At 73.5% G+C, this 23,175-nt stretch carries 21 protein-coding genes; 6 read left to right on the top strand and 15 right to left on the bottom strand.

Features of this window, described 5'->3' with window-relative positions; genetic code table 11:
• Position 1: 1 nt before the first annotated feature.
• Positions 2 to 1,444, bottom strand: coding sequence for a MocR-like transcription factor YczR (yczR, locus tag BJ982_RS25070; RefSeq protein WP_184883945.1), 1,443 nt, complete (start codon positions 1,442 to 1,444; stop codon positions 2 to 4).
• 64 nt (positions 1,445 to 1,508) lie between these two features.
• Between yczR and yczE the strand changes: the two genes are divergently transcribed.
• Positions 1,509 to 2,150 carry a membrane protein YczE gene (gene yczE, locus BJ982_RS25065; protein WP_184883943.1) on the top strand — a complete coding sequence of 214 codons (642 nt, stop codon included), beginning with the start codon at positions 1,509 to 1,511 and terminating at the stop codon, positions 2,148 to 2,150.
• Positions 2,151 to 2,184: 34 nt separating this feature from the next.
• Entirely contained in the window at positions 2,185 to 3,993 is a 1,809-nt protein-coding gene (locus BJ982_RS25060) for a glycoside hydrolase family 15 protein (protein WP_184883941.1), read from the top strand.
• On the opposite strand, the gene BJ982_RS25055 is transcribed toward BJ982_RS25060, so the two are convergent.
• The gene (locus BJ982_RS25055) at positions 3,990 to 4,892 is read right to left on the bottom strand and encodes a hypothetical protein (RefSeq protein WP_184883939.1); all 903 of its coding nucleotides are present in this window, start codon (positions 4,890 to 4,892) and stop codon (positions 3,990 to 3,992) included. The two genes, BJ982_RS25060 and BJ982_RS25055, sit on opposite strands and share 4 nt — an antisense overlap.
• A gap of 41 nt (positions 4,893 to 4,933) precedes the next feature.
• Positions 4,934 to 5,860, bottom strand: a complete 927-nt coding sequence (locus BJ982_RS25050; RefSeq protein ID WP_239123378.1) for a S66 peptidase family protein — start codon at positions 5,858 to 5,860, stop codon at positions 4,934 to 4,936.
• A gap of 221 nt (positions 5,861 to 6,081) precedes the next feature.
• On the opposite strand from BJ982_RS25050, the gene BJ982_RS25045 reads away from it, so the two are divergent.
• Positions 6,082 to 6,966, top strand: a complete 885-nt coding sequence (locus tag BJ982_RS25045) for a sulfotransferase family protein (protein ID WP_184883937.1) — start codon at positions 6,082 to 6,084, stop codon at positions 6,964 to 6,966.
• Between the two features lie 22 nt (positions 6,967 to 6,988).
• Here BJ982_RS25045 and BJ982_RS25040 read toward each other — a convergent pair whose 3' ends face one another.
• The 4 genes from BJ982_RS25040 to BJ982_RS25025 all read right to left on the bottom strand — a co-directional run bounded on the left by BJ982_RS25040 (position 6,989) and on the right by BJ982_RS25025 (position 12,046).
• Positions 6,989 to 8,875: an ABC transporter ATP-binding protein gene (locus BJ982_RS25040; RefSeq protein ID WP_184883935.1), complete on the bottom strand. Its 1,887-nt coding sequence runs from the start codon at positions 8,873 to 8,875 to the stop codon at positions 6,989 to 6,991.
• A 116-nt stretch (positions 8,876 to 8,991) separates the two neighbouring features.
• Positions 8,992 to 9,837: an enoyl-CoA hydratase/isomerase family protein gene (locus tag BJ982_RS25035; RefSeq protein WP_239123382.1), complete on the bottom strand. Its 846-nt coding sequence runs from the start codon at positions 9,835 to 9,837 to the stop codon at positions 8,992 to 8,994.
• A 280-nt stretch (positions 9,838 to 10,117) separates the two neighbouring features.
• Positions 10,118 to 10,333 (bottom strand): helix-turn-helix domain-containing protein, encoded by a 216-nt coding sequence (locus BJ982_RS25030; RefSeq protein WP_093173121.1) that lies wholly within the window; start codon positions 10,331 to 10,333, stop codon positions 10,118 to 10,120.
• 114 nt (positions 10,334 to 10,447) lie between these two features.
• The gene (locus BJ982_RS25025) at positions 10,448 to 12,046 is read right to left on the bottom strand and encodes an ABC-F family ATP-binding cassette domain-containing protein (RefSeq protein WP_184883931.1); all 1,599 of its coding nucleotides are present in this window, start codon (positions 12,044 to 12,046) and stop codon (positions 10,448 to 10,450) included.
• Positions 12,047 to 12,565: 519 nt separating this feature from the next.
• Here BJ982_RS25025 and BJ982_RS25020 point away from each other — a divergent pair.
• Positions 12,566 to 13,525: a sensor histidine kinase gene (locus BJ982_RS25020; RefSeq protein WP_184883929.1), complete on the top strand. Its 960-nt coding sequence runs from the start codon at positions 12,566 to 12,568 to the stop codon at positions 13,523 to 13,525.
• Between the two features lie 3 nt (positions 13,526 to 13,528).
• Here the strand turns inward: BJ982_RS25020 and BJ982_RS25015 are convergent, their stop codons facing one another.
• Positions 13,529 to 14,221 carry an acVLRF1 family peptidyl-tRNA hydrolase gene (locus BJ982_RS25015; protein WP_203959328.1) on the bottom strand — a complete coding sequence of 231 codons (693 nt, stop codon included), beginning with the start codon at positions 14,219 to 14,221 and terminating at the stop codon, positions 13,529 to 13,531.
• A 233-nt stretch (positions 14,222 to 14,454) separates the two neighbouring features.
• Between BJ982_RS25015 and BJ982_RS25010 the strand changes: the two genes are divergently transcribed.
• Complete coding sequence (locus BJ982_RS25010) at positions 14,455 to 15,636, top strand: EAL domain-containing protein (RefSeq protein ID WP_239123384.1); 1,182 nt, start codon at positions 14,455 to 14,457, stop codon at positions 15,634 to 15,636.
• Positions 15,637 to 15,738: 102 nt separating this feature from the next.
• Positions 15,739 to 16,551 carry an SAM-dependent methyltransferase gene (locus tag BJ982_RS25005; protein WP_184883927.1) on the top strand — a complete coding sequence of 271 codons (813 nt, stop codon included), beginning with the start codon at positions 15,739 to 15,741 and terminating at the stop codon, positions 16,549 to 16,551.
• A 44-nt stretch (positions 16,552 to 16,595) separates the two neighbouring features.
• Here BJ982_RS25005 and BJ982_RS25000 read toward each other — a convergent pair whose 3' ends face one another.
• The 7 genes from BJ982_RS25000 to BJ982_RS24970 all read right to left on the bottom strand — a co-directional run bounded on the left by BJ982_RS25000 (position 16,596) and on the right by BJ982_RS24970 (position 23,111).
• Positions 16,596 to 17,201, bottom strand: coding sequence for a response regulator transcription factor (locus tag BJ982_RS25000; RefSeq protein ID WP_184883925.1), 606 nt, complete (start codon positions 17,199 to 17,201; stop codon positions 16,596 to 16,598).
• 54 nt (positions 17,202 to 17,255) lie between these two features.
• Positions 17,256 to 18,407 (bottom strand): sensor histidine kinase, encoded by a 1,152-nt coding sequence (locus tag BJ982_RS24995; RefSeq protein WP_184883923.1) that lies wholly within the window; start codon positions 18,405 to 18,407, stop codon positions 17,256 to 17,258.
• 5 nt (positions 18,408 to 18,412) lie between these two features.
• The gene (locus BJ982_RS24990) at positions 18,413 to 19,216 is read right to left on the bottom strand and encodes an ABC transporter permease (protein WP_184883921.1); all 804 of its coding nucleotides are present in this window, start codon (positions 19,214 to 19,216) and stop codon (positions 18,413 to 18,415) included.
• A 2-nt stretch (positions 19,217 to 19,218) separates the two neighbouring features.
• Positions 19,219 to 20,109 carry an ABC transporter ATP-binding protein gene (locus BJ982_RS24985; RefSeq protein WP_184883919.1) on the bottom strand — a complete coding sequence of 297 codons (891 nt, stop codon included), beginning with the start codon at positions 20,107 to 20,109 and terminating at the stop codon, positions 19,219 to 19,221.
• 132 nt (positions 20,110 to 20,241) lie between these two features.
• Positions 20,242 to 20,997, bottom strand: coding sequence for a maleate cis-trans isomerase family protein (locus tag BJ982_RS24980; protein WP_184883917.1), 756 nt, complete (start codon positions 20,995 to 20,997; stop codon positions 20,242 to 20,244).
• A 37-nt stretch (positions 20,998 to 21,034) separates the two neighbouring features.
• Positions 21,035 to 21,937, bottom strand: coding sequence for a fumarylacetoacetate hydrolase family protein (locus BJ982_RS24975; RefSeq protein ID WP_184883915.1), 903 nt, complete (start codon positions 21,935 to 21,937; stop codon positions 21,035 to 21,037).
• Between the two features lie 73 nt (positions 21,938 to 22,010).
• The gene (locus tag BJ982_RS24970) at positions 22,011 to 23,111 is read right to left on the bottom strand and encodes a cupin domain-containing protein (RefSeq protein WP_203959329.1); all 1,101 of its coding nucleotides are present in this window, start codon (positions 23,109 to 23,111) and stop codon (positions 22,011 to 22,013) included.
• Positions 23,112 to 23,175: the final 64 nt, after the last annotated feature.

Below are 23,175 nucleotides of genomic sequence, written 5' to 3'. Positions count from 1 at the left end.
CTCACAGCGTGGGCGTCAGCGGCGCGCCGGGACGGCAGGGGACGGCGCCGGGGCCGAGCGTGCGGGCCACGTCCAGGCGGCGGACCGCCTCGGTGAGCGCCACCGGGGACATCGTGTAGGGCAGGCGCAGGTACCGCTCCAGCGTGCCGTCCACGCCGAACCACGGGCCCGGGGCCAGCCGCACGCCGCAGGCGGCGGCCGCGTCGGCCAGGGGCGTGGCGACCGGGGCGTCCAGGCACACCCACAGCGAGGCGCCGCCGCGGGGCAGGGTGAACCGCCACTCGGGGATCCGCTCGCGCAGCGACTCCACCAGCGCCGTCCGCGAGGCGGTGATCGTGCGGCGGCGCTCGGCCCTGACCTCCTCGACCCGCGCGAACAGGCGGGTCACCACGAGCTGCTCGAACAGCGGCGCGGCGATGTCGACCGAGGCGCGCACCGCGACCAGGCGCCGCACCAGCGCGGCCGTGGCGCGGATCCACCCGATGCGCAGGCCGCCCCACCACAGCTTGGACGCCGACCCGACGCTGATCACCCGGCCGTCGGTGTCGAAGGCCGCGAGCGGGGAGACCGGGGGCACCTCGTCGGTCGCCATCTCGGCCCAGCTCTCGTCCACGATCAGCGTCGTGTCGTGCCGGCGCGCCGCCTCGGTCAGGGCCGCGCGGACGGCGTCGGGCATCAGCACCCCCGTCGGGTTCTGGAAGTCGGGGATGACGTAGGCGAGCCGGGCGGCCGACTGGCGCAGGGCGGAGCGCACCAGGTCCATGGGCGGCCCGTCCTCCTGCACGCCGACGGGCACCAGCCGCGCGCCACGGGCCCGCGCCGCGTCCAGCGCGTGCGGATAGGTGGGCGACTCGACGAGCACGGGGTCGCCCGGCCCGGCGAGCAGGGACATCAGCAGGTGGGTGCCGTGCTGGGCGCCGAGCGTGACCAGGATCTGGTCGGGCCGGGTGGGCAGGCCCCTGGCGACGTACCGGGCGGCGATGGCCTCTCGCAGCGGCCGGATGCCCACCGGGTCGTAGCCGGTGCCGAGCCCGTAGCGGGGGTAGTCCTCGGCGGCACCGGCCAGGGCCTCGGGGAGCAGCGCCGTCGCGGGCGGCGCGGCGGAGTGCAGCGGGAGCCGGCCGTCGTCGCCGTCGGCGAACGTCCAGGGGTTCTCGGTGCCGAGCGCGCCGGGCGCGGGCAGCGCCGTCCAGCTTCCCGCGCCCTGGCGGCTCTCCAGGTAGCCCTGCTCGCGCAGCCGGTCGTAGGCGGCGGTGACGGTGGTGCGGCTGACGCCGAGGGCCTCGGCCAGGTGGCGTTCGGCGGGCATGCGCACCCGCGTGGGCAGGCGGCCGTCGAGCACGAGCGTGCGCACCGACCGGGCCAGGGCCCGGTAGTAGGGGCGTGCGCCGGCGGGGATCTCGACGAGCCTGGCGAGCTGCGGCCCGCTCAGATAGCGCTCCATAAGGCCACTTTCTAGGATTGGCCCTTTATGGGCAAGCCAATCAGATCACACCATTACCAGCATTATGAGCGAACTCTCCCTCCCGTACCTGGGATCTCTCCCCCAGCGGCTCCTGCGCCTGTACACCGGGCTCGCCCTCTACGGCGCCGGCGCGGCGCTGCAGGTCGAGTCGCACCTCGGCAACGGCCCCTGGGACGTGTTCCACCAGGGCCTGTCGGTCCGCACCGGGCTGTCCATCGGGACATGGATCATCCTGGTGGGGCTGGTCGTGATGGTCTTCTGGATCCCGCTCCGGCAGCGGCCCGGCGTCGGGACGGTCAGCAACATCGTCTTCCTCGGCCTGTTCGCCGACCTGACCCTCTGGCTGGCCCCCACCCCGGAGAACCTCGTACTGCGCTGGGCCTACCTGCTGTCGGGCGTGGTCTTCGTCGCCGCCGCCACCGGCCTCTACATCGGCGCCGGGCTCGGCCCCGGCCCCCGCGACGGGCTGATGACCGGCCTGCACCGGCTCGGCCTGTCCATCCGCGCCGCGCGCACGCTCGTGGAGCTCACCGTCCTCGCGGCCGGATGGCTGCTCGGCGGCACGGTCGGCGTGGGCACCGTGGTCTTCGCGCTGACCATCGGCCCGCTGACCCAGTTCTTCATGCCCCGGATGCGCCCCCGCCCGCGACCGGCGCCGGGGGACGTCCCGCCGCAGGGATCGTGACCCACATCCCGCCACGGGGTACTAGCGTGACGGCATGCGGATCGAGGACTATGCCATCATCGGGGACATGCAGTCGGCCGCGCTCGTCGGGCGGGACGGCTCGATCGACTGGCTCTGCCTGCCCCGGTTCGACTCCCCCGCCGTCTTCGCGTCCCTGCTCGGCGGCGAGCGCAACGGAAGCTGGTGGATCGGCCCGGCCGGCCCCGGCCGCCGCCTCAGCACGCGCCGCCGCTACCGCCCCGGCACGCTGATCCTCGAAACCGAGTGGGACACCCCCGAGGGCACCGTCCGCGTCACCGACTTCATGCCGCCCCGCCAGGCCAACCCCGACCTGGTGCGGGTCGTCGAGTGCCTGGCCGGCACCGTCGAGATGGCCACGCAGATCCGCATCCGCTTCGACTACGGCCGCATCGTGCCCTGGGTGCGCCGCAGCGACGGCGTCCTGCAGGCCATCGGCGGCCCCGACTCGGTCTGGCTGCACTCGCCGGTCCCGCTGCAGGGCGGCGACTACGCCCACCGCGCCACGTTCCGCATGAGTGCGGGCGACCGGCTGCCGTTCGTGTTCACCTGGCACCCCTCCCACTCCCCCAAGCCGCACGACATCGACCCGATCGCGGAGCTGGCCGAGACCGAGGCCATCTGGACCGAATGGTCCGACCAGTGGGAGCCGCGCGGCGCGGCGCGCTGGCACGACGCGGTGTCCCGCTCGCTGATCACCCTGAAGGCCCTCACCTTCGCCCCGACCGGCGGCATCGTGGCCGCCCCCACCACCTCCCTGCCCGAGGACCTCGGCGGCGTGCGCAACTGGGACTACCGCTACTGCTGGCTGCGCGACGCGACCATGACGCTCGACGCGCTGATCGGCGCCGGCTACGTCGAGGAGGCCCGCGACTGGCGCGAGTGGCTGCTGCGCGCCATCGCCGGCCGCCCCCAGGACCTGCAGATCATGTACGGCGTCGCGGGCGAGCGGCGCCTGCCGGAGATGGAGCTGTCCTGGCTGGACGGCTACGAGGACTCCCGGCCCGTGCGCATCGGCAACGCCGCCGTCGACCAGCTCCAGCTCGACGTCTACGGCGAGGTGATCAACTGCCTGTACGTCTCACGGGCCTCCGGGCTGCCCGCCCAGTCGCGCACCTGGGCGATCCAGCGCTCGCTGATGGACTTTCTGGAGTCGCACTGGGACGAGCCCGACGAGGGCCTGTGGGAGGTGCGCGGGCCGCGGCGCCACTTCGTCCACTCCAAGGTCATGGCGTGGGTGGCCGCCGACCGCTCGATACGGCAGGTCGAGCGGTTCGGCCAGAGCGGGCCCGCCGACCGGTGGCGCGCGCTGCGCGAGCGCATCCACGCCGAGGTCATGGCCAAGGGGTTCGACGCGGAGCGGAACACCTTCACCCAGTCCTACGGCTCGGAGGAGCTGGACGCGGCGCTGCTGCTGATCCCCCAGACGGGCTTCCTGCCGCCCCACGACCCCCGCGTGATCGGCACCGTCGAGGCCGTCGAGCGCGAGCTGATGTCGGACGGCTTCGTGCTGCGCTACCCCCTCGCCCAGCGCAACGCCGTCGACGGCATCTCCGGCGGTGAGGGCGCGTTCCTGGCGTGCAGCTTCTGGCTGGCCGAGGCACGGGCCATGATCGGCAGGCGGGACGAGGCGGTCGAGCTGTTCGAGAAGCTGCTGTCCCTGCGCAACGACGTCGGGCTGCTGGCCGAAGAGTACGACCCGCGCTACGGCCGGCTGGTCGGCAACTTCCCGCAGGCGTTCAGCCACGTCCCGCTGATCCACGCCGCCCACACCCTCTCCCTGCCCGAGGGCGCCCCGCACCGCCACGCCGGCCTGCTGGGCTAGCGGCCCCGGGCCAGGTCGGCGAGCATGCGGGCGAACTCGGGTGGCGGGGCGACGACCAGGCGGCGCTGGCCGTCCTGGACCACCAGGTCGGCCTGGATCTTGGTCAGCGTGCCGTCCTTCCACCAGTAGACGTGCGGGCTGAGGCCGTCGTCGCGGGCGCGGTACTCGCGGCGGGCGTGCAGCCACAGGCGCTCGATGGCGCGCATCACCGACAGCCCGCCGATCGGGTGGACGATCATCTCGCCGGGGTGCGGCATCGCGACCATGACGCCGTCGGGCGACACCAGCAGGTAGTCCTCGATGCGGCGCAGGTGCACCGCGGCGCCGGAGTCCGAGCCGGACATGATCCAGACGGGCGTGCCGTCCAGGTCGGCGCGCTCGGAGGTGAGCCGCTCGTCGGCCAGCACGTTGGCCGCCGCCAGGTCCAGGGCCTCGGCGGGGGTGACGGGCCAGCAGAACGCCTCCTCCGGGCGCACCGGCCTGCCGTAGACGGTGAGGATCTCGACCAGGTCGGAGCCGAGGTGGCGGCCGATCAGCCGGGAGGGGTCCTCCCGCAGGTCGTCGGCGCGCACGAGGCGGGTGCGCAGGAGGGGACGCACGCGGGCCAGGTCGCACACGTCGGGCAGGTGGTCGCCCCGTTCGACCGCGCGGGTCAGATGGCCGGCGGCCAGCGTCGGCCAGTCCTCGCGGGGACGGCGCGCGACCTCGCGGCGCAGGCCCGTGAGCGCGACGGCGACCCGCCGGGGGCCGGACAGCACGAGCGTGGCGCCGTCGGGGGTGAACTCCCACGAGTACCCCAGATCGTCGGCGACCAGCGCGAGCAGCGAGTCGAGGTCGACGTCCTCGATCGCGCGCCGCGCGCCGGCCCGCCGGTCGCGGCGCCGCCTGAACAAGCCCACACGAGGCTCCCAACTACCGCTGTCTTCCCCCGGACCGACGCCTACATTGCCGTCGCAGGGTCGCGGAACAGGCAAGTCAAAGAGCACGATTCCGTATCAATAACCGCGTCCGCCCCCATCCAGGCGGTGAACTGTGGTGAGCCGTGCCCGACCGGCAGCCCCGCGATCATGGGGACGCCCAGCGGGGCCAGCCGCTCGATCAGCACCGCCATCGGGTCGCCGCAGTCCACCCAGGAGCCGAGCACGATGCCCGCCACCCCGTCCAGGCATCCGGCCTGAAGGAGCTGGGTGAGCATGCGGTCGACGCGGTAGGGCTCCTCGCCGACGTCCTCCAGCAGGACCAGGCGCCCGCGCCCGCGCAGGGCGTACGGCGTGCCGCACAGGGCGGCGAGCAGCGCCAGGTTGCCGCCGGTCAGCGGGCCCTCGGCGCGGCCGGGCACGATGACGCGGTCCCCGGTGATCGGGCCGGGCGCCTCGGTCTCGAACAGCGAGGCGCGCAGGTGGGCGAGGGTGGCCGGCTCCGGCCCCTCAAGGTCGCCCAGCGTCCGGCAGGCCGGCATCGGCCCGAAGCAGCTCGCGACGCCGAGACGGGCGGCGAACGCCTGGTGCAGGGCGGTGATGTCGCTCGACCCGAGCAGGATCTTGGGGCGGGCCGCCTCCATGGCGGGCCAGTCGAACAGCTCCAGCAGCCGGGTGGCGCCGTACCCGCCGCGGGCGCACACCACCGCGCGGTAGGCGGGGTCGCACCAGGCCTCCTGCAGGTCGGCCGCCCGGCCCGCGTCCGATCCCGCCAGGTAGCCGCGCCGGTGCATGACCCGCGGCATGACCTCGACCTCAAGGCCCGCCTCGGTGAGCACCTGGCGGCCGTGCGCGAGGCGGACCGGGTCGACGGGGCCGGAGGGGGCGACGATCGCCACCCGGTCGCCCGGCCGCAGGCGCGAGGGCACCCACAGGCGCCGGCCGCTCACCGGACCGCTCCCGGGACCGATGGGACAGAAGAGACAGATGACACGGAGACAGGGCACGGCGCGGGGACGAGGCCCGCGGCATCAATGGCGGCGATGCCCCGCGAATCGGGTGAAACTTCCGCCATGGTGAGTACTCTTACCCAGGTGACGCCATGCACCACCGAGAGGCGGGGCGTAGCCGGTTCGTTCACCTCGCAAAGGGTGTCAGACTGTCCTCACTTATGCGACCCCCGCCCCACATTCTCGTGGTCAACGGCATCAAGGTCCGTCGACCGGTGTTCGTGCTCGGCGCCCCGCACTCCGGCGCGAACCTCCTCGCCCGTGCGCTGAAACGCTCCCCGGGCTTCCACGTCACCATCGGCCGCGCCGCGGTCGCCCACGTGGTGTACGCCTTCGCGCGGCGGCCGTCGATCATGCGCAGGAAGGGCGGCGGCGCGGTGCGGGTGCTGCGCGACGCGCTCGCCGAGGCCTGGCAGATCGTCCCCGGGGCCTGCGCCGACTGCCCGGCGGTGTGCCGGGAGGCCGGCGCGGTCGGCGGCGGCGGCCCGTGCGCGTCCGCCGGCGCCGTCGTCCGGTTCGGCGACGCCAACCCCGACCTGCTCTACAGCGCGCCGATCCTGCTGCAGGCGTTCCCCGACGCCCGGCTGGTGCAGTTCATCCGCGACGGCAGGGACGTCGCCGCCGACATGCTGGCCGACCGGGCCGCCATGACCTGGGCCAGGCCGGGCCTGCTCAGCGACGAGACCGAGTTCCCCAACCCGTTCCTCGGGGTCAACGCGGGCGAGCACCGCGACAAGTGGTCGCGCATGGACCCGGCGGGCAAGTGCGCCCTGCGCTGGCGCAGCGCCGTGCGCCTGAGCGCCGCGCTGCGCCAGGAGATGCCGCGCGAGCAGCTCCTGACCGTCCGCTACGAGGACATGGCCGCCTCACCGGCCGAGACGCTCGCGTCGGTCTCGGCCTTCCTGGAGGCCCGGGTCGCCACGGTCGGCCTGTACGGCGCGGCGGCCCCCCGGGTCGGGGTGTGGCGCTCCGGGCTGCGCCCCGAGCAGGCCGCGCTGGTGGAGAAGATCGCCAAGGACGAGCTGGGGCGGCTCGGCTACCTGTGAGACGGCCGGGGGTCCGCGTGGCTCACCGCTGGTGCTCGAACTGGGTGCGGTACAGCTCGGCGTAGGCGCCGCCCCGGGCGAGCAGGTCGTCGTGCCGGCCGCGCTCGGCGATCCGGCCGTCCTGGACGACCAGGATCATGTCGGCCTCGCGGATCGTGGACAGGCGGTGCGCGATCACCAGGGACGTCCTGCCGGCCAGCGCGGTCTTCAGCGCCCGCTGCACCGCCGCCTCCGACTCCGAGTCCAGGTGCGCGGTGGCCTCGTCGAGCACGACCACCCGCGGAGCCTTGAGCAGGAGCCGGGCCAGCGCCACCCGCTGCTTCTCGCCGCCGGACAGCCGGTAGCCGCGGTCGCCGACGACCGTCTCCAGGCCCTCGGGCAGCGCCTCGACCAGGTCGGCGATCTGGGCGGCCCGCAGCGCGTCCCAGATCTCCTCGTCGCTCGCCTCCGGCCGCGCGTACCGCAGGTTGGCGCCCATGGTGTCGTGGAACAGGTGGGCGTCCTGGGTCACGACGCCGATGGTGTCGCGCAGGGAGGCCAGCGTCGCGTCGCGCACGTCCACGCCGTTGATCCGCACCGTGCCGCCGGTGACGTCGTACAGCCGGGAGACCAGCGAGGTGATCGTGGTCTTGCCCGCGCCCGACGGGCCGACCAGCGCGACCAGCCGCCCGGGATCGGCGGTGAAGTCGACGCCCTTCAGGACCTCCTGGCCGGGCCCGGTGTCAGGGCGGGCCACCGACTCCAGCGAGGCCAGGGAGACCTCCTCGGCCGAGGGGTACTGGAAGCTCACGTCGTCGAACTCGATGGTGACCGGCCCGCTCGGCAGGGGCCTGGCGTCCGGGCGTTCGGCCACCATGGGCTTCAGGTCCAGCACCTCGAAGACCCGGTCGAAGCTGACCAGCGCGGTCATCACGTCCACGTGCACGTTGGACAGGCTGGTCAGCGGCCCGTACAGGCGCATGAGCATGGCGGCGAGCGCGACCAGCGTGCCGATGGCGAAGGCGCCGTCGACGACCAGCACGCCGCCCACGCCGTACACCAGGGCGGTGGCCAGCGCGGCGACCAGGCCGAGCGCGACGCGGAAGACCGTGGCGTACATGCCGACGGTGATGCCGACGTCGCGTACCCGCCCGGCGCGCCGGCCGAACTGGAGCGCCTCGTCCTCGGGGCGGCCGTAGAGCTTGGCGACCATGGCGCCGGCCACGTTGAAGCGCTCGGTCATCATCGAGCTCATCTCGGCGTCGAGCTGCATCTGCTCGCGTGTGAGGCCGGACATGCGCCGGCCGACCCAGCGGGCGGGCAGGACGAAGACGGGCAGCAGCACCAGCGCGACCAGCGTCACCTGCCAGGACAGCAGCAGCATCGCGCCGAGCACCATGATCAGGCTCACGACGTTGGACACCACGGCCGACAGGGTGCTGGTCAGCGCGCGCTGGGCGCCGATGACGTCGCTGTTCAGCCGGGAGACCAGCGCGCCGGTCTGGGCGCGCATGAAGAAGGCGACCGGCATGCGCTGCACGTGGTCGAAGACCTCGGTGCGCAGGTCGTAGATCAGGCCCTCGCCGATGCGCGAGGAGTACCAGCGCTGCACGAGCCCGAGCCCGGCGTCCAGCACGGCCAGGCCCGCGATCACGAGGGAGATGTTGATCACGATGTCGGTGCGGCGCGGGATGATGCCGTGGTCGATGATCGCCTTCAGCAGCAGGGGGTTGGCGATCACGATGGCCGCGTCCAGGACGACGAGCGCGAGGAACGCGGCGATGTGCCATCGGTAGGGCCTGGCGTAGCGGGCGATGCGCGGGACGGTGCCCGGTGTCAGCCGCTCCTTGGTCACGGAGCTGTCCCGCCGCAGGGACCGCATCACCTGGGGGCCGTATCCGCCGCCCATTCCCCCGCCCAGCATCGACATCGTCGCCCTTCGCCGATCTTCTCCCCGTGTCTTATAAGCCCGGGATGCCCGTCATCTTCTTCGGGCGCAGCGCGCCGGCCGGTCGCGGCATTCCCCGATCAGCTCTCGGCGAACGATCACCCCGCGGACGGCGCCCGGCCGCCGGGGCCGTTCTCCGGCTGGTCCCGCACGGTTCGCGCGTTCTTCGTGCGCTCGTCGTTGCCCGGGCCGCCGTGGCCGCCGAACATGGTCTGGATGCGCATCACCTGCTCCGCGCGCTCGGCCGCGCTCTGCTCCTCCAGCGAGCGGCCCTGCGCGCCCCGCAGCAGGCGCTTGGTCGCCGCCGCGGCCGCCCTGTCGGTCGTCAGGAGGGCGGACGCGAGCCTCGCGGTGGCCGCCTCCAGCTCGCCCACGGGCACCACCTGTTCGGCGAGCCCGATCCTCAGCGCCTCCGCGGCCTCCACCACGCGGGCCGTCAGGCAGATCTCCAGGGCCCTGGACACGCCGACGAGCTCGACCAGCGGCTTGGTCCCGGTCAGGTCGGGGACGAGCCCGAGAGCGGGCTCCTTCATACAGAATTTGGCGTCTTCGCCGAGAATCCGCAGGTCGCAGGACAGGGCCAGTTGGAATCCGGCCCCGATCGCGTGTCCCTGAACCACCGCGATCGACACGATGTCCGGACGTCTCAGCCACAGGAACCCCTGCTGGGCCTGCCTGATCCGCTCGCCGGACACATCGGCGTCGAGCGCGGCCACGGACGCGAACGAGCCCTGCCCCGGTACGCCCTCCGGAGTGAACATTCGCAGGTCTATGCCCGCTGAGAAGGACGGCCCCTCGCCTCTGACCACGACGACGCGCACCTGCCCGGGCAACGTGTTGCCGATCCGGGCCAGGGCCGACCAGGTCGCGAACGTCTGTGCGTTCCGCTTGTCCGGCCGGTCCAGCGTGATCGTCGCGATCTCGCCGTCCACCTCGAAGCGCATGCCGATCTCCGCGAGCTCCTCGCTGCCGAGGGCCCTGTCAGCCTCGCCGCGCACCCCCGCGGAACGCGTCCGCGTTCCTCTCGTGCCCGGTCCGGCGCCCTCGCCCGCCGAGATCTTCGCCGCACTCCCCCCAACCGTCGCTTCCGGCATCGCTCGCTCCGTTCCTGCAGTCGCGGTCCCGCCACGCCCGAGTCTCCAGAATGAGATTCTATCGGCGTGTCGGGGACGGCCGCGGGCCGAACCTGCGAGCGGTGCGGTCGCGCGTTCGAGGCGGCCGCGTCTAGCGCTTCGACTTACCCCGGGTGGCCCCGCCGCGCCCGCGCAGAGTCACGCCCGACTCGCTGAGGATGCGGTGGATGAACCCGTACGACCTGCCGGTGGAAGCGGCCAGCGCGCGGATGCTCTCACCCGCGGCGTAGCGCTTCTTGAGATCGGCGGCCAGTTTTTCACGGTCGGCTCCGGTCACCCGGGTGCCCTTCTTCAGAGTCTCGGCCACGAGTACCTCCTGTAGTGCCAGACTTCCGCAGCGTTACTCACGCCATGATCAGTCATTTCTGCCGGATCGGCTACCTACTCCACGGGAAAAGATCCGTACCCGCTCAAATTAAGATCAGGCAAGTGCCACAAGATCGGAAAATTCATCGCTCCACGCGTCTTCCACTCCGTCCGGTAGCAAGATCACCCTATCTGGTTGCAGGGCCTCCACGGCGCCCTCATCATGCGTAACGAGGACAATTGCCCCAGAATAGGACCTCAACGCTGAAAGTACTTGGTCGCGGCTGACCGGATCCAGGTTGTTCGTGGGTTCGTCCAGCAGCAGGACGTTGGCGCTGGACAGCACGAGCGTGGCCAGGGCCAGGCGGGTCTTCTCCCCTCCCGACAGCACGGAGGCGGGCTTGTCGGCGTCCTCGCCGCTGAACAGAAACGAGCCGAGCACCTTGCGCAGTGTGACGTCCGGCACGTCCGGGCCCGCCGAGCGCATGTTCTCCAGCACGCTGCGCCCGCTGTCCAGGGTCTCGTGCTCCTGGGCGTAGTAGCCCAGCTTGAGGCCGTGACCAGGGCGGATCTCGCCGCTGTCGGGCTTCTCCAGGCCGCCGAGCATGCGCAGCAGCGTGGTCTTGCCCGCGCCGTTGAGGCCGAGCACCACGACCCTGGTGCCCCGGTCGACGGCGGCGTCCACGTCGGTGAAGACCTCCAGCGAGCCGTAGGACTTCGACAGACCCGTGGCCGTCAGCGGGGTGCGCCCGCAGGGGGCGGGGTCGGGGAAGCGCAGCTTGGCCACCTTGTCGCTGCGGCGCTCCTCCTCGACGCCCGCGAGCAGGCGCCGGGCCCGCCGCTCCATGTCCTGCGCGGCCTTGGCCTTGGTGGCCTTGGCGCGCATGCGGTCGGCCTGCGCGAGGAGCTGCGAGGCCTGGCGCTCGGCGTTGGCGCGCTCGCGCTTCCTGCGGCGCTCGTCGGTCTCGCGCTGGGCGAGATAGGCGGTCCAGCCGACGTTGTAGGTGTCGACGACGCAGCGGTTGGCGTCGAGGTGCAGGACGCGGTTGACCGTCGCTTCAAGGAGCCCGACGTCGTGGCTAATAATGATCAAGCCGCCCTGGTGCGATCGTAAAAAATCACGAAGCCACCCGATTGAGTCTGCATCGAGGTGGTTTGTCGGCTCGTCAAGCAGGAGAGTCTCCGCTCCGCTGAACAGAATTCGGGCCAGTTCGACCCGCCGGCGCTGGCCGCCGGACAGCGTCTCCAGGGGCTGCTTGAGCACGCGGTCGGGCAGACCCAGGCTGGAGGCGATCGAGGCGGCCTCGGCCTCGGCGGCGTACCCGCCGAGCACGTGCAGCCGGTCCTCCAGGCGGCCGTACGCGCGCACCGCGCGGTCGCGGACGCGATCGTCGGCCGAGGCCATGCCGCCCTCGGCCTCGCGCAGCTCGCGCAGCACCTCGTCCAGGCCGCGGGCCGACAGGATGCGGTCGGAGGCGAGCACGTGCAGGTCGCCGGTGCGCGGGTCCTGGGGAAGGTAGCCGACGCTCCCGCTGGTGGTCACCGTGCCCGCGGCGGGGAGGCCCTCCCCGGCGAGCACCTTGCACAGCGTGGTCTTGCCCGCGCCGTTGCGGCCCACCAGGCCGATGCGGTCGCCCGGGTTGACGCGGAAGGACGCCCCTTCGATGAGCAGGCGGGAACCGGCGCGCAGTTCGATGTCGGAGGCGATGATCATGATGAGGGAACACTCCCAGAACGGGGAAACGTCGGGCGGGGAACGTGCTGTCGGAAGGTGACGGGGGGCGCGGGACGGCCGCGCGGCTCGGCCCGCCTCCGTGAGTGCGCCGATCAATCGGGAGTGCGCATACGCCTAGTGTACGGCCAGCGTCCCCGCGAGAGCCCGTACCGGCCCCGCCACGAGGGAGAACCCCGCCGCGGACGCCGCGGGCGCCCCGCCACCCCGCCCCCCCCCCCACGAGGGGAGAAACCCGCCGCGAGCGGCGTGGGTTCCCCGCCATCCCCTCCCCGCCGCGGACGGCGGGCGCGGCGGGGACCGGCGACGTCCGTACGGGCGTCCTCGCAGGTCAGACCCGTCGCGACGTACAGTTGTCTGTGAGGCGCCAAGGGGTTCGCGGCGCCGCGGCGCGCGGCGGGCGCACCGCCCGCGCCGACCCCGCCGACGCCGGGCCGCAGGTCGCTTCCGCGGGCCCGGCCGGGCACATGGGCGCCGGGGGCGTCCGCACGGGAGGCACTCGTGGGCATCGGGCACGCACGCTCGCCGTCGCGCGACGCCGGCAGACGTCCCGGGCCGGGCGCGGACGGCCGGGGCGGCGTGATCCCGCGGAACCTCGCCCGCCGCGCCGGACCGGCGGCCGCCCTCGCCGTGGTGGCCGCGCTGGCGGGCCGGGCGGCCGGCCGGCGGCCGCTGCGGCGGGTCGCCGCCGTCGCCGCCACCCTGACCGAGATCAACGAGGGGCACGCCCGCCGCCTGGCACCGGCCGGGAACGACCCCGCCGAGATCGCCGGCCTCCTGGAGGCGCTCGGCGTCACGCTGGACCATCTCGGCCGCGAGCGCGGCTTCGCCGGCGACGTCGCCCACGAGCTGCGCCGCCCCATCACGGCGCTGCGCACGGAGCTGGAGGACGCGATCACCCACCCGGACGAGACCGACGTGACCGCGCTCGCGGCCCGCCTGCTGCCGTGCGCCGACCGCCTGGAGGCCATGGTGGCCGACCTGCTGGTGCTGGCCCGCACGCGGGTGCGGCGCGCCGGGCACCGCGAGCGGTTCGACCTCGGCGAGCGCGTCCACCGGGAGGTGAAGGACCGGGCCGACCACCGCCAGGTGTCCCTGGCCATCACCTCGCACGTGACCGTGGAGGCCGTGCCCGCCGAGATCTCCCGCGTGCTCACCAACCTGCTCGACAACGCCCAGCGCTACGCCAGGGAGAACGTGGGCGTGGAGGTCGGGCGGCGCGGCGCCGTCGCGACGCTCGCGGTGTCCGACGACGGCGTCGGCGTCCCCGAGCCCGACCGGCAGCGGATCTTCGAGCGCTTCACCCGGCTCGGGGCCTACCCCGAGCGCGACGGCGCGGGCAGCGGGCTCGGCCTGGCGATCGTCGACGAGATCGCCCGGGCGCACGAGGGCGGCGTCCACGTGGAGGACTCCCCGAGCGGCGGGGCGTGCTTCGTGTTCACGATCCCGCTGGTGCGCTGACGCTCAGCCCTCGCCCGGGTCGAGGACGCGGACGCGCACCGCGCGGAACAGCCCCGGAGCCGCGCGCAGCACCGCCAGGCGGGGGTCGGGGACGTCGAGGAACGGGCCGCCCGCCAGCGCGAACACCCCGGCGAGCCTCGTGTCCTCGCGCACGGCCTCCACCGCGCGCCGGTCCCCGCCGAGCACGACCGCCTCCAGGCGGGGCACCTGGGGGCCGAGCACCCGCAGCGCGACCTCGGCCGCCGCCCGCGCGGCCTCGCCGGCCTGCTTCTCCCTGCGCCGGGCGAACCGCTGCTGGGACCATCCCCCGGCCGCGCTGCGCCCGTGGACCTGCCGGGAGCCCACCTTGGAGTCCACCAGGCGCTCGCCCTCGAAGACGCCGGCCGCGTGCCCGCCCAGGCGCACCAGCAGGACTCCGACGCGCCGCGGCCGGATCGCGTGCGCCACCAGGGCCTCCAGCGGGGCCTGCCCCCGGGGAAGGGTGAGCGGTGGGAAGGGGACGTGGCACTCGGCCACCGCGCCGTCCGCGGCGCGCAGCACGACGACCGTGCTCTCCACGCTCTCCACGCCCTCCGCGCGCTCCACGACGGCTTCGGTGGGCCCGTGCCGGTCGGCGAACCCGCGCGCCCAGCCGGCCATGCGCTCCGGGGCGACCGAAACCCAGCGCCCGCCGCCGGCCGCGGGACGTGACGCCACGATGCCCCCTTCCGGCTCCGGGCGCGCGCCGCGCCGCGCCGACGGCACACCTTATCGCGGGGCGGCGGGCCCGGGCCCGCGGCGGCGAGGGCGGCGGCGGCACACGATCACGCGCCGTTACCCGTTTCCGGACTTCCGGTAAAGAAGTACTTTCCTTCCAACGCACAACGAAAAATGGGTGAATTTGCCCTTGTGGCTGGTAGATCCCGCTGAAAGCGCAGGACAATCGCGATGTGACGGTCCACAGTCCGACCTCCTCGGCCGCTTCACTCCCGGCGGCCGCCTCCGAGACCCGCTCCGCCCACCCGGCTCCGGGCGGTCTCCCGATGTTCCGGCCGATCGTCGACCTCGACACCGGCGGGGTCATCGCCGTCGAGGCCGCCGCGGGCGGCACGCCCGCGGGCTACTCGCGCGACATCGCCCCCGCCGTCAGCGCCGCCTACGCCGCCGGCCGCGAGGAGGCGCGGCTGCCCCTCGTGCTCACCGTCCCCTCCGGCGCGGTGATCGACGGCTCCGCCGCCCTCGCGCCTCTCCACGAGGCGATGCGCGCCACCCGGCGGCGCCCGCGCGAGGTGGTCCTCGTGGTCTCCGGCGACTTCCCGCCCGAGCACCGGCGCGGCCTGCTGGTGGGCATGGAGGGCCTGCGCACGATCGGCTACCTGGTGGCCGTCGGCGGCCTCGGCGCCTCGCACATGCCCCTGGACCTGATCGCGGACGCCTCGCCGTACGCGGCCGTGCTGTCCCCCGAGCTGGTCGACCGCATCCCCGGCGACCCGCGGCGGGGCGCGCTCGCCCGCGCCGTCGCCCAGATGGCCAAGGGCATGGGCATCCACGTGCTCGCGCCCCTGGTGCGGGAGGAGGCCCAGCTCACGATGCTGCGCCGCTGGGGCATCCGGCTGGCCCAGGGACCGCTGCTGGCCCCGATCGACTGGCGTCCCTCGCACGGCCGCGTGCACGTCCCGCTGCCGGTGCCCGCGGAGCCCGAGCCGTCGGCGATCGACCTCGGCCCGCGCGTGCAGGAGTTCCTCATGCCCGCGGTGACCTTCGGCACGCAGGCCACGGCGGAGGAGGTGGCCGACGCGCTCGCCGCCGAGCCGTCGATCACCAGCGTGATCCTGGTCGACGAGTACCAGCGGCCGCGGGCGAGCGTGGAGCGTGGCCGCTTCCTGCTGTCGATCGCGGGCCCGTACGGGCACGCGCTGCACGCCAAGAAGCCCGCGCACCGCCTGGCCGACCCGCCGCGCATCGTCCCCAAGACCACGCCCGCCATCGCGGCGATGCAGGTCGCGGGCAAGGACTCCGCCCGCGTGTACGACGACCTCGTGGTGGTGGACGAGGTGGGCCGCTGCATGGGCATCGTCCATGTCGGCGACCTCATCCGCCACGTCGCCGACCTGCGCCCCGCCGCCCCGTAGCGGACCGCCCGGAAGAATCGGGCCGCGGCCGCGCGTGCCGCGGGACAGGATGATCCATATCCGGGTGATCCACCGTAGGATCTGCGCTATGGAGACAGGTGCATGACGGAACGCGGCGACGTTCCCATGGGTGTCGACCCCTCCGTCCCGAGCGTGGCCCGGATGTACGACTACTACCTGGGCGGCAAGGACAACTTCGAGTCCGACCGCGCGGCGGCGGAGAAGGTGATCTCGCTGGTGCCGGGCATCCGCGAGATGGCCCGCGCCAACCGCGCCTTCCTCGGCCGGGCCGTGCGGCTGCTGGCGGAGCTCGGGATCAGGCAGTTCCTCGACATCGGCACCGGCCTTCCCACCCGGCAGAACGTGCATGAGGTCGCCAGGGACGCCGCGCCCGGCTCCCGCGTCGTCTACGTGGACAACGATCCCATCGTGCTCGCGCACGCCCGGGCGCTCCTGGCCGACAACGCCGACACCATCGTCGTGCCCGGCGACCTGACCGAGCCGCAGGGGATCCTCGGCGACCCGGCCGTCCGCGAGCACCTTGACCTGTCACGGCCGGTCGCGGTGCTGATGGCGTCGGTCCTGCATTTCGTGCCGGACGACGACCGGGCGGGCGCGATCGTCACGCGGTTCCGCGCGGAGATGGCGCGCGGGAGCTACCTGGTCCTGTCGCACGGCTACAGCGGTGACATCGGCGGCCCGACCGACCAGGAGGTGCGGGCGCTCTACGCGAGAACCGCCGGCGGCGGGGCCAAACCGCGGTCGCACGCGGACATCGCCGCCTACTTCGCGGGCATGGACCTGCTGCGGCCCGGGCTCGTGCCGGTGGCCGCCTGGCGGCCGCAGGTGGAGTGGGAGGCCGACTACGACCTGACGCGGCCCGCGATCCTCGGCGGCGTGGCCCGCGTGCCGTGACCGGACCCGCCGCCTTTACATCGTAGATTCGCTCATGGGCGGGCTCAGAGCCAGCCCTGGGCCTCGGCGCGCTGCACGGCCTCGATCCGGTTGCGCGCGTGCGTCTTCTGGATCGCCGCCGACAGGTAGTTGCGGACCGTGCCCTCCGACAGGTGCAGGCGCCGGGAGATGTCCATGATCGTGGAGCCGTCGGAGGCGGCCCTGAGCACGTCGCGCTCCCGTCCCGACAGCGGGTTGGGCCCGGCGCTGAGCGCCGCCGCGGCGAGCCCCGGGTCGATAACCCGCTCGCCGCGCAGCACCCTGCGGATCGCGGCGGCCAGCTCCTTGGCCGGGCTGTCCTTGACCAGGAACGCCGACGCGCCGGCCTCCATGGCCCTGCGCAGGTAGCCCGGCCTGCCGAACGTCGTCAAAATCATGACGCGGCAGCCGGGCGTCTCGGCGCGTATCCGGCCCGCCGCCGCGATGCCGTCCAGCACGGGCATCTCGATGTCGAGCAGCGCGATGTCCGGGCGGGCCGCCACGGCGACGGCCACGGCCTCCTCGCCGGTGGCGGCCTCCCCCACCACCTCGATGTCCGGCTCCAGCCCGAGCAGGGACGCGAGCGCGCCCCGGACCATGGCCTGGTCCTCGGCGAGGATCACCCTGATCATCGCGGTCTCCTCGGAGAAGGGCCCCACGCGCGGAGGGGAAGCCGGCGGGGGATTCTAGGTGGGCGAGTCTACGGGCGCGGGGACGACGACCCGCAGGCGGAACCCTCCGCCCGGCGCCGCTCCGGCGTCCAGCGAGCCGCCGGAGACGCGGACCCGCTCGGCCAGGCCGGTGAGCCCGCTGCCGGGCGTGTACGCCGCGCCCGGACGGCCGTCGTCGCGGACCTCCAGGACGGCGTCCCCGTCCCGGACGGCGACGGAGATCTCGCACCGGCGCGCCCGCGCGTGCCGGACGACGTTGGTCACGCCCTCCCGCACGGCCCAGCCGAGCAGGCCGTCCTGCTCGTCGGGCAAGGGAGTGCCCGCGGTGCGGACGGTGACCGCGACCCCGGCGGCGTCCAGCGCGGCGCGGGCGCCGTCGAGCTCCTCGGCCAGGCCGCGCCGGCGGTAGCCGGTGACCGCCTCGCGCGCCTCGCGCAGCGCCGTGCGCGCCACCTGCTCGATGTCGCGGATCTCCGCCGCGGTCCGCGGCGAGCCCTGCTCGGCCAGCCGCCCGGCCAGCTCGCTCTTCAGCACGATCAGCGACAGGGTGTGCCCGAGCAGGTCGTGCAGGTCCCTGGCGATGCGCAGCCGCTCCTCCCCCGCCGCCAGCCGGGCGACCTCGCCCTGGGCGCGGTGCAGCTGGACGAGCAGGCTCCGGGTGTTGCGCACGCTCATGAACAGCACCGACAGCGTGGTCATCTGCAGCAGCAGGAGCCCGATCGTGGCGGCGTCCGCCCCTTTGACCAGCCCCTCGGCCGTCACGACCACCGCCATGCCGGCGACGCCCGCGACGGCCCGCCGCAGCGGCAGCGCCATGCTGAGCAGGACCGTGACGTAGATCGGCAGCGCCAGCCAGCCGCCGCCGAAGACCAGCGGCAGCGTCACCGCCATGAGCACGGTCAGCGCGAGCAACCCGGGCGTCCACCGGCCGGGCTCGCCGTAGTCGGCGGGGCTGAGCACGGTGGCCACGTACGACGCCGTGAAGGCCGCCAGCGCGACCACCGCCCACGCCGCCTTGGCCCCGGTGATCTCGCCCGAGGTGACGTCGGTGATCGGGTAGAAGAGGTAGACCAGGCCCAGCGAGGTGCCGAGCAGACGCCTCCAGCGGGACGGCCGCTCGGTCCCGCCGAAGTTCAGCGTCCCGCCGATGCGGTCGCCGAGGCTCATGACGGTCAGCCCCGCGCCGTCGCCCTGCGGTAGGCCAGGACCGCCAGGGCGCAGAGCGCCGAGCTCCAGACCAGGATGCCGCCCACGGCCCCGGCGTGCGGGGCGGCGCCGGCGACGATCCGCCGGCCGATGTCGGCGTAGTCGTAGGACGGCAGCGCGCGGGCGACCATGCCGAGGGTGTCCGGCAGCATGTCGACGGGGAACCACAGGCCGCCGAGCAGGGCGAGGCCGAACATCCCCGCGATCGCCAGCGGCTGGGCGGTGTCCGGCCTGGCCAGCGAGCCGATGATCAGGCCGAGGGCGGCGAACGGGACCGTCCCGGCCCACATGACCGCGATGAGCGCCGCCCATCGCCCGGCGGGCAGCGTCACGTGCTGGGTCAGCACGGCGGCGGCCGAGACGAGCACCAGGGAGGGCAGCACCAGCAGCAGCGAGGAGACCAGCTTGGTGGCGATGACGGTCCGGCCGCGCAGCGGGGTGACCTGGAGCCGGCGAAGCCACCCGGCCTGCCGTTCCTGCGACCACGGCACGGCGGTGGACATGATCGACGCGGCCAGGGCGCCGTAGGCGGCCATCGAGACCATGAGCTGGACGCTCGCCCGCACGCCTGACGCCTCGTCCACCTCGCCGCCCCACAGGTTCGCGTAGAGCAGGTAGAGGCCGACGGGGAACGCCACGACGAAGATCGCGTAGCGCTTGTTGCGCAGCATGCGGAGCGCTTCGAGCCTGACGTAGCGCGGGAACGGGTTCGGGGCGCGCCCGGTGACGAGGGTGGGAGTCGGCATGGGGGTCGGCATGGGGGTCGGCATGGTCAGTCCTCCGCGTGCCGGGTGAGGGCGAGGAACGCGTCCTCCAGGGCGGCGTCCCGCACGCGCAGGTCGCGCACCCGCAGCGTGGTCCCACGGTAGAGCGCGTCCACCGTGGCGTCGACGTCGACGGTGCGCAGCCGCACGGTGGCGGCGTCGATCTCGACGGAGCTCACGCCCGGCAGCGCGTCCAGGCCCGCGCAGGACTGCCCGCCGAGCGCGAAGGAGACCGAGCCGCCGCCCGCGCCCGCCCTGATCTGCGCGGGCGTGCCGTCGGCCGCCACCCGGCCCCGGGTCATGACGATCACGCGGTCGGCGGCCGCGTCGGCCTCCTCCAGGTAGTGGGTGGCGAACAGCACCGTGCGGCCCTCGTCCGCGTAGGCGCGCATGCTCTCCCAGAAGGCCCGGCGGGACTCGACGTCCATCGCCGTGGTGGGCTCGTCCAGCACCAGCAGGCCGGGGGCGCCCGCGACGGCCAGGGCGAACCGGACGCGCTGCGCCTGCCCGCCCGACAGCGCCCCCGCCCGCCGCCCGGCCAGGCCGGTGAGCCCGGCCATCTCCAGGACGTCCGTCAGCGGGAGCGGCGCCGGGTACAGGCGGCGGACGAAGTCGACCGTCTCGCGGACGGTCAGCTCGGGGATGAGGGCGCCGTCCTGCAGCATGGCGCCGACCATCCCGGCCGCGACGGCCTCGTCGGGGGTGCGGCCGAAGATCTCGACGCGGCCCGCGCCGGGGCGGACGAGCCCCAGCAGCATGTTGATCGTCGTGGACTTGCCGGCGCCGTTCGGTCCCAGGAGGGCGACCGTGCGCCCGGCCTCCATGGTGAGGTTCAGCCCGTCCACGGCGGGCACCTCGCCGTAGGTTTTGCTCACGTCCGTGAAGGTGATCGCGTTCATGAAGTCGACCCTAGGCAGGGGCGGGGACGGTGCTCAGTGCCCCTTCTCCGGCGTTCGCGATGACATTCGTCATCCCGGGCGGACGCCGCGGCCGCCCGCACGCGGCGGGGCCAGCGCGGTGCCGGTACGGGGTCAGTACCGTCCGGACAGCAGCGCGCCGGCGTCCGGCACGTAGGTCTTGAGGCCGAGCTGCTTCAGCATCTGGTAGACGGTGCACACCGCGGCCGACACGACGGGCTTGCCGATGGCGTCCTCCACCTCCTGGACGGCCTCCAGGGAGGGCATCTGCACGCACGCGGAGAGCACGACGGCGTCGGCGTCCTGGTGGTCGAGATCCTGGACGATGTCGGTGAGGACGCGCGGGTCGCGCGCGCCGACCTCCAGGTTGTCGGGGATCTCCAGCGCGATGTAGTCGGTGACCGTGATGCCCTCGTGCTCGATGTACTCCACGACCGCCTTGGTCAGGGGGAGCATGTAGGGCGCGATCAGCGCGACCTTCTTCGCGCCGAGCGCGTTCAGCCCCTCGATCAGGGCTCCCGCGCTGGTGACGACCGGTGTGTCGGCCCCGGCGCCGACGGCGCTCTCCCGCAGCCGCCGCTGCGAGTCGCGGTGGTAGCCGAGACCACGGCTCATGATCGCGACGAGGCAGGCGTAGCCCATGACGTCCACGCGGGCGTCGGTCAGCTCGACGGCGCAGCGCACGGCGTCGTCGTCCATCGCCTCCAGCTGCTCCTTGGTCACCTCCGTCATCCGCATGCGGCTGGAGTGGAAGGTGAAGCGCTCGGGCTCGACCCGCTCCCTGGCCCGCAACATGGCGGGGATCTCGGTCTCCATGGTGATGTTGGAACTGGGAACGATCTGGCCGATCCTGATACGGCGGGGGATCACGGTCCTCCTTCGGTGGTGGTGTCGGGGGCGCCGCGGCTCAGGGGTGGGCGACGACGGGGTTGACGAGCCGGCCGATGTTCTCGATCTCCAGCTCGACGACGTCCCCCGGGCGCAGGAACTGCGGCGGGACCTGCGCGGCCCCGACGCCCGACGGCGAGCCGGTCGCGATGACGTCGCCCGGCTCCAGGGTCATGCCGGAGGTGATGTCGGCGATGAGGTCGGCGATGGAGAAGAGCATGTGGCGGGTGTTGGACTTCTGCTTCACCTCGCCGTTGACGCGGAGGGACACGTCGAGGTCCTGCGGGTCGCCGATCTCGTCGGCCGTCACGATCCACGGCCCGAGCGGCGCGTAGGAATCCTGGCCCTTGGAGAAGAACCACTGTCCCGAGCGCCGCTGGTCGCGGGCGCTGATGTCGTTGGTGATCGAGTAGCCGAACACGTGCGCGAGCGCGTCCCCGGCCTTGACGCCGCGCGCGGTGCTCCCGATGACGACGGCCAGCTCGCACTCCCAGTCGAGCTGCTCGGTGAGCGCGGCGTTGTGCAGGATCGGCTCGCCCGGCCCGACGACCGCGGTCGCCGGCTTGGAGAACAGCACCGGCCGGGTGGGGAGCTCCTTGGCGGTGTCCAGGGAGCGGCTCGACTCCGCCACGTGCTCGACGTAGTTCAGCCCCACCCCCACGATCTTCCCGGGCCGCAGGGGGGCGCGCAGGGTCACGTCGCCGAGCCGGTGCGCCGTGCCCGCGGGCCAGGCGCCGCGGTGCGCGGTGAGCAGGTCGCGTGCCGTGGCGAGCGCGGTCTCGTCGGCGACGTAGCCGCCGGTCGTGCGCGGCAGCGGCCGGCCCGCGGCCTCACCGAGGGCGGCGAGGTCGATGACGTCCTCGCCTTCGAGCGCACCGGCGCGCGGCTCCAGGCCGGCGGTCTGGAAGGTGAGCAGTCGCAATGGAACTCCTTGGGGATGGGGTGGAACGCCGGGCGAGGACGGCCGTCGCCGCGGACGGGGACCGCGGGGGCGGTCAGAGGACGGGCTGGTGGCCGCCGTCGGCGGAGTACGCCTCCTCGGCCCACAGGTCCAGCGAGTGGATCATGGGGAAGTCGTTGAAGGAGAACAGGCAGGCGTCGTCGGCGTCGTCGTCGTTGGCGTGCTCGTGCCAGGCCCAGGAGGGGACGGCGAAGATGTCGTTCTCCTTCCAGTCGAACCGGCGGCCCGCGACGATGGAGTGGCCCCGGCCCTTGGCCACGTGGTAGATGACCGAGCCGGTGTGCCGGTGCGCCTGGGTGGCCTGGCCCGGCCGCAGCAACTGCATGTGGGCGCCCATGGTCGGCATGACCGAGCCGCCGGTGACCGGGTTGACGTACTCCATGATCACCCCGTCGTAGGGGGTTCCCTCGCTGACCTTGGCCTGGTCGAGCAGCGCCTGGTAGGTCATGTCCCAGGGGTAGGCCAGCAGCGGGGAGTACCGCTTGCTCCAGCTCCTGCGGTCCGGCTTGAGCACGCCCGCGCCGTGCCGCAGCAGCGAGGTGTTGACGACCGCGCCCGGCACCTGGTGCAGCTCCGGGTGCACCTCGTAGAAGTTGGCGTCAAGAGCGTTGATCAGGGGGATGTCCAGGCCGTCCTGCCAGATGACCGGGTTCTCCGCGGAGTCGTTGCCGTGCTCGTGCCAGGTGCCCTTGGGGGTGATGGCGAAGTCGCGCGGCCCGACCTTGAGGCGGTCCCCGTCGACGATGGTCCACGCGCCCTCGCCCTCGATGACGAAGCGCAGCGCGGCGGCGGCGTGACGGTGCGCCGTCATGGCCTCCCCCGGGTTCATGATCTGCAGCCCGGTGTAGAGGAGGCCGACCGCGGCGCTGAGCTCCCTGCGGCCCTCGTTGACGAGCATGACCACCCGCCGTCCCGCGTCGTCGCCGCTGACCAGCGAGGCCGACTTCAGGACCAGGGGCCGCAGGTCCTGGTAGCGCCAGTGCATGGGGACCGAGCGGGGCTGGGGGTACCAGGGCTCGATCTCGTTCGCCACGGTCCACAGGGCTCCGGCGTCGAACTTCCCGAGTTCCGCGTAGTACCGCTCGAGTTCCTCGGTGTCCTGGACGCGGGAACGGCCGATGACGTCCTCTCTCATGGCTTCCCTTTCATTCGTGCGCATCCGACGGGTGCGTCTCGTGGTCAGGTGGGGTCAGGTGGGG

Origin of the sequence: Sphaerisporangium siamense (assembly GCF_014205275.1) — a bacterium.
GTDB classification, from domain to species: domain Bacteria; phylum Actinomycetota; class Actinomycetes; order Streptosporangiales; family Streptosporangiaceae; genus Sphaerisporangium; species Sphaerisporangium siamense.
The sequence above is the reverse complement of the archived record's forward strand: the minus strand, read 5'-3'. Positions and strand labels throughout refer to the sequence as shown.